The 4,414-nt window shown below is 38.1% G+C and carries 9 protein-coding genes; 5 read left to right on the top strand and 4 right to left on the bottom strand.

From position 1 onward, the window contains the following. The first annotated feature begins 112 nt into the window (after nucleotides 1-112). From BLS89_RS10235 to BLS89_RS10215, 5 genes are all read left to right on the top strand, one after another. On the top strand, nucleotides 113-835 hold the full coding sequence (locus tag BLS89_RS10235; RefSeq protein WP_092738115.1) for a phage minor head protein: 723 nt from the start codon (nucleotides 113-115) through the stop codon (nucleotides 833-835). A 128-nt stretch (nucleotides 836-963) separates the two neighbouring features. After that, nucleotides 964-1,431, top strand: coding sequence for a hypothetical protein (locus BLS89_RS10230; protein WP_092738113.1), 468 nt, complete (start codon nucleotides 964-966; stop codon nucleotides 1,429-1,431). Between the two features lie 14 nt (nucleotides 1,432-1,445). Then, entirely contained in the window at nucleotides 1,446-1,676 is a 231-nt protein-coding gene (locus BLS89_RS10225) for a hypothetical protein (protein WP_092738111.1), read from the top strand. Then, nucleotides 1,676-2,203, top strand: coding sequence for a hypothetical protein (locus BLS89_RS10220; protein WP_092738109.1), 528 nt, complete (start codon nucleotides 1,676-1,678; stop codon nucleotides 2,201-2,203). The genes BLS89_RS10225 and BLS89_RS10220 overlap by 1 nt, the downstream gene beginning before the upstream one ends. A 7-nt stretch (nucleotides 2,204-2,210) precedes the next feature. Next, complete coding sequence (locus BLS89_RS10215; RefSeq protein ID WP_092738107.1) at nucleotides 2,211-2,621, top strand: helix-turn-helix domain-containing protein; 411 nt, start codon at nucleotides 2,211-2,213, stop codon at nucleotides 2,619-2,621. An 87-nt stretch (nucleotides 2,622-2,708) separates the two neighbouring features. Here the strand turns inward: BLS89_RS10215 and BLS89_RS10210 are convergent, their stop codons facing one another. From BLS89_RS10210 to BLS89_RS10195, 4 genes are all read right to left on the bottom strand, one after another. Beyond that, complete coding sequence (locus BLS89_RS10210) at nucleotides 2,709-2,990, bottom strand: hypothetical protein (protein WP_092738105.1); 282 nt, start codon at nucleotides 2,988-2,990, stop codon at nucleotides 2,709-2,711. Next, nucleotides 2,965-3,594, bottom strand: coding sequence for a hypothetical protein (locus tag BLS89_RS10205; RefSeq protein WP_221403663.1), 630 nt, complete (start codon nucleotides 3,592-3,594; stop codon nucleotides 2,965-2,967). The genes BLS89_RS10210 and BLS89_RS10205 overlap by 26 nt, the downstream gene beginning before the upstream one ends. Beyond that, on the bottom strand, nucleotides 3,548-3,919 hold the full coding sequence (locus tag BLS89_RS10200) for a conserved phage C-terminal domain-containing protein (RefSeq protein ID WP_092738101.1): 372 nt from the start codon (nucleotides 3,917-3,919) through the stop codon (nucleotides 3,548-3,550). The genes BLS89_RS10205 and BLS89_RS10200 overlap by 47 nt, the downstream gene beginning before the upstream one ends. Continuing rightward, on the bottom strand, nucleotides 3,919-4,414 hold a 496-nt coding region (locus tag BLS89_RS10195; RefSeq protein ID WP_092738099.1), incomplete at its 5' end, for a hypothetical protein. The genes BLS89_RS10200 and BLS89_RS10195, both read right to left, overlap by 1 nt.

Here is a 4,414-nt window from a genome sequence, read left to right as displayed (position 1 = left end):
AGCGGATAAGTTCTGTATTTCTGCCTTTGCTTTGTGGTAAGTTACTCATTACTGCAAAAATACAAAACCCCAACCTATTGTACAAGTTGGGGTTTTGTATTATATTTGACAAATGGAAAGTAATAATGATTGGGCTTATGAACTAGCGGGAGAACTTTTATCTCCCATTAAGGAGGTTTATGGTATCAAGCCAAGCCCTAAAGAGCAGCCTAATGAAAAGAAGTCGGAAGAAGCCTCCGTTAGCATTGACTACGACTCCTCAGACTACGAGGTTAGAGACATTCTGAAAGAAAATATCTGGAAGTTTTCAGCAGCAAAAAGCTACGATGACTGCATGCGTCTTAACTGTTTATTTTTTCGCCCAGACGGCAGCATACGCTCTTGGAACGAATTTAAACGCGAAGCTATAAGAATACTTGGTTTTCCCTTGAATCAAAGTGTTGATTCAGAATACAACACAGCTATAGGCTATTCGATGATGAGACGAAAGTGGCGGGAAATACAGAGAGATAAACATATATTTCCGTATGTACAGTTCAAGGTAACAATGGACAGTCATACCTCCGAAATATGCACGCCTCTGAGTGATATTATTGTAGAAGTAGATGACCCTTTTTTGCAACACTATTTCCCACCGAACCACTTTAATTGTCGGACGGGTGTTATCAAGCTACGAAATGCTACCCCCACCCAAATAGAAGAAGACAAATTACGAGGAATATCTCCCTTGTTTAAAAATACCACAGAAGACTATTTCAAGATAGACAAAGAAAACGCATTCCGAATACCCATATCGGATGAAAATTTATCTATTCTCAAAGATTTTTACAAATAGTTGTTTTTCAACTCGTTTTGTTTTTACAAATGTTAAAATTAATTTTTTTTGAAATTTTTATGTACAAATATTTGCATTATTAAATCATTTGTTTGTATATTTGCGCCATAATTGAAAAGCAAATTACAATGACAACAACAGAAATTAAAAGACAAATCGAAGAACTTAAAGCTGGTAGAAGCATGGAAACCCTTAAAAAAGAAGACAAAAAGCTTTACTATCAAGTAAAAGGGCTAAGCGAAAAACTTTCAGAAGCAAGAGCTTACGAAAATAAGCAGTTCATCACAAAAGAAGATTTAGTAGAATACAAAGCGCTTATTATCTGGATGATGAAAAACAAAGGCAACTTCAGGGGTTACCTTAATCTAAAAGAAGCTATGCAGAACCTTTTAGATGAAGTAGAGAGCGGAAATATCATCTACAAAACAAAAAAGGGCATCAAAGGGATAGTTACTAAGTTAGCGTTAAGCATAGCACTTGACAATAGCTATAACAATATGATAGATGCTAACGGGATAGATATACTATCTCAAAATACTTACAACAACAGCCTTTTGAATGCATATCAGCAATTTAAAATGAATGCTTTAATGTAAAAAAAATAAAAAAAATGGAAAAATATATAAAATCTACAAAACAAGCTTTCGAAGATAGTAATGTGGTGATTACAAAGGTATTGCAAGGATACGATAGAAGGGTGAGAATAGATGCCAAAACAAGAAGCCACCAAGCTGATATGGATAACTTTTTTTCCGAATGGGTATCAGAGAGATACGCCAATAAGCTATCCATTGAAATATTTGGAAAAAAGGTTAACGAATTAAGGGTATACAGGTGCTAATGAAAAAATGGACGAAAGAGGAGGAAAGCTTCCTTGTAGATAACTACAGGGAGCTCTCCATTGAGGAAATAATGAAGGTGATACCACGCTCGAAGGATGCTATCCGCTGGCGAGCAAAAGCTTTAGGAATAACCCGCTCTCGCGGAGAAAGCTGGACCGATAAAGAGATAAAAATGATAGAAGAAAACTACTCCATTTCGGAAATATGCCGGATGACGGGTAGGACTTACACCTCCGTTGTAAAAAAAAGGCGGATAATCGAAAATAGAGATAAATCAAAAAAAATAAACAAGCTCTCAGGTTTCTTTGATAAAACCCCCATAGAAAAAGGAATACCGAATATGAATATATATTCGAAGTCATCGCAGTACTTCTATCTGCTTTCACAAATGGAGATAGGTGATAGCTTTGAATATCCGCAAGAGGAGCACTCTTTGTTGCGGAATCAAATGATTCTTTTTGAAGGTAAAAAATTTCAAACCAAGCGATGGATAGAAGGCTCTCGCAGGGTGTGGAGAATAAAATAATGAACATATGAAATTTAAGATAGAAAAAGTAATTGACGGGGCAACTGTTGCCTCCATAGAAAATGCAGGGCTAAAAATTTCCGCTAAATTTCCATTGGATAAACTTACAGGAAGCGAATCTTTCGATGCGGAAGATGTGCACGCGGAGGGCGACCTCTCGCTATACGCCAACGCGCCGAAAATGCTTACCGCCCTTGCGGAATGGGTGGTGGAAAACAGAAAGCTAATAGAGAAAAATACCCCCACACGGCAGATAACGGAATTGCAAAAAGCTCTCGGAATGACCGATGTCGCCGCCGCTAAGCTATGTGGTATTTCCCGTAATACTTACAGCAAGTATCTCAGTGAGGGGAGGTTCAAGTGGGAGCATTTGGATAACTTAAGAAATGCGATAAAAAACATATTAACAAAACAATAAAGCCCTCTTTTGAGGGCTTTTTTGCTAATTGCGAATAATAATTGAAAAGCAAAATCACAATAGCTGGGCAAATGTAGGAATTAAATTCTAAACTTTCATAAATTCCTTTAAAACTTCTTTAACTTCCCGCTCAAAGACTTTTAAAAATTCATTATCAGGGCTTTGTTCTTCGCCTTCTTTGGTTGCCGTAAAGGTGTATATCTCCGCTCTTGGCTCGTCTATCAAAAAGCCCTCTTCCGGCGGTAAAACAAGGCAGTAGCCTTTCACTTCGTAGCCTCTACATTGTAGAAAGCGGATAATATCCATCTGCGGAATATGAGTAGTGATTTCCATCTTTATAATATCATTTTTTGGGGTTAGTCTTATCATTTTCGTCTTCTTTTATCGCTTTGGCTATTTGGTCTCTATGCTTTTGTTGGGTCAAAAAATCCGTTATTCTCGGGGGCAAAAAATACTCCTCCTTTACCGTCCTTTTCTTCAGTATTGCGTTAAACTTATTCTGCATCTCCTTTGGCAGTTCGTGAAAATAAAATCCCTGCTTTTCCGTTAGTTTCGCTTTGCTATCGTAGTATAGCTTTTCCCGCTCCTCCGCCTTTATATCTAAGTATAAGTTAGCCCAATTCATTATTTCCAGAGTATCACAGCGGTAAACCTTACCAAAGTCGCCCTGCCGTGCCATTTTAAAAAGAAGTATAATATCATCCATTGTGTCGTATTGGAACTTTTCGTACAAATCGCCCGCAAGTATCTGTATTTGGTAGGGTTCTAATTCCTTTCCGGTAACCTTTAAGAAAAACTCCACAATACGTATAATCTGCCTTATAGCGTCTATTTTTGTGCTCTCTTGGCATAATATTTGGGCGTTTTGGATGCTTTGTCTTATACTAAGGTTCTGCTCCAGTTTCGCTATCTGGCTAAAGGCTTGGTTAGTCTCCGTATAAGTCTGTAAGGCTTGCAAGGTCGTCTGCTGCACTGCTTTTAATTCTGTTGATTTGTTTAAAGTGTTTGGCATATTGTTGTGGGTTTTCTTTAATCGTTAGAACTTGGTTAATGTATTTATCAAAATTGCTCGGGCGGAATATGGTTACCGGATTCAGATGCGCGCTCATTGTTGGGTTATTTTTCCACTCTAATGTTTTCACTTGGATTACCTCTATGATTTCCTGCTCCGTGTAGCCGTCTTTGAGGCGTGCAGAGATGCCTTTGAGGTTACTTTTTGTCGCTCTAAACCTCCGCCCTGTAATGGCGTTAAATTGCTTCAGTATCTCTATTTCCGGTGTTGTAAATTCTGCTTTCATCAGTTTAAATTTTTAATTTCTCCAGCTTTCCTCCACCACGCTTTGTTTAGCGGTTTTTCAGCGAATTTCCTATTATTTCTTTCTATCCCTCTAAACTGCTTATAAAGTTCTTTCAATTCCTCTATATTGTGTGCTGTTAGTGGCTTTTTATAGATGCTATAAAGTATCATCCAGTCATTAAATTTATGCCAGCTCTTAGGCTCTTTTATGCCCTCTCGTTCTGCAAGAGCGAGAATTTTAGACCGCCATTCTTTGAGGACAAGCTCATATTTGAGCGCGTTAAATTCTTCGTCCATTGTAGGCTCGGGCTTTGGTGCGTGTATGTTATAGAGCTTATCTATTTCCTCTTGCGTCAGCTCCTCCAACAAGGTTGTCCGGAAGCCCGTAAAACCAGACACCGCTATCGCTATATCTACGGCACTTTGCTCCGCCAATAGCTCTTTGAGTTCTTTTAGTGTTGCCATTATTTTATATTTAATAAGTTCATCCAGTTGT

The organism is Riemerella columbipharyngis (assembly GCF_900101995.1).
In the GTDB taxonomy this organism is placed as follows: Bacteria; Bacteroidota; Bacteroidia; order Flavobacteriales; family Weeksellaceae; genus Riemerella; species Riemerella columbipharyngis.
This window is presented reverse-complemented; position numbering and strand designations above follow the sequence as displayed.

Coding starts and splice junctions, on each gene's coding strand:
- BLS89_RS10215 (WP_092738107.1), top strand. CDS start 2,211: ATGAAATTTAAGATAGAAAAAGTAATTGACGGGGCAACTGTTGCCTCC.
- BLS89_RS10235 (WP_092738115.1), top strand. CDS start 113: ATGGAAAGTAATAATGATTGGGCTTATGAACTAGCGGGAGAACTTTTA.
- BLS89_RS10200 (WP_092738101.1), bottom strand. CDS start 3,919: ATGAAAGCAGAATTTACAACACCGGAAATAGAGATACTGAAGCAATTT.
- BLS89_RS10225 (WP_092738111.1), top strand. CDS start 1,446: ATGGAAAAATATATAAAATCTACAAAACAAGCTTTCGAAGATAGTAAT.
- BLS89_RS10220 (WP_092738109.1), top strand. CDS start 1,676: ATGAAAAAATGGACGAAAGAGGAGGAAAGCTTCCTTGTAGATAACTAC.
- BLS89_RS10210 (WP_092738105.1), bottom strand. CDS start 2,990: ATGATAAGACTAACCCCAAAAAATGATATTATAAAGATGGAAATCACT.
- BLS89_RS10230 (WP_092738113.1), top strand. CDS start 964: ATGACAACAACAGAAATTAAAAGACAAATCGAAGAACTTAAAGCTGGT.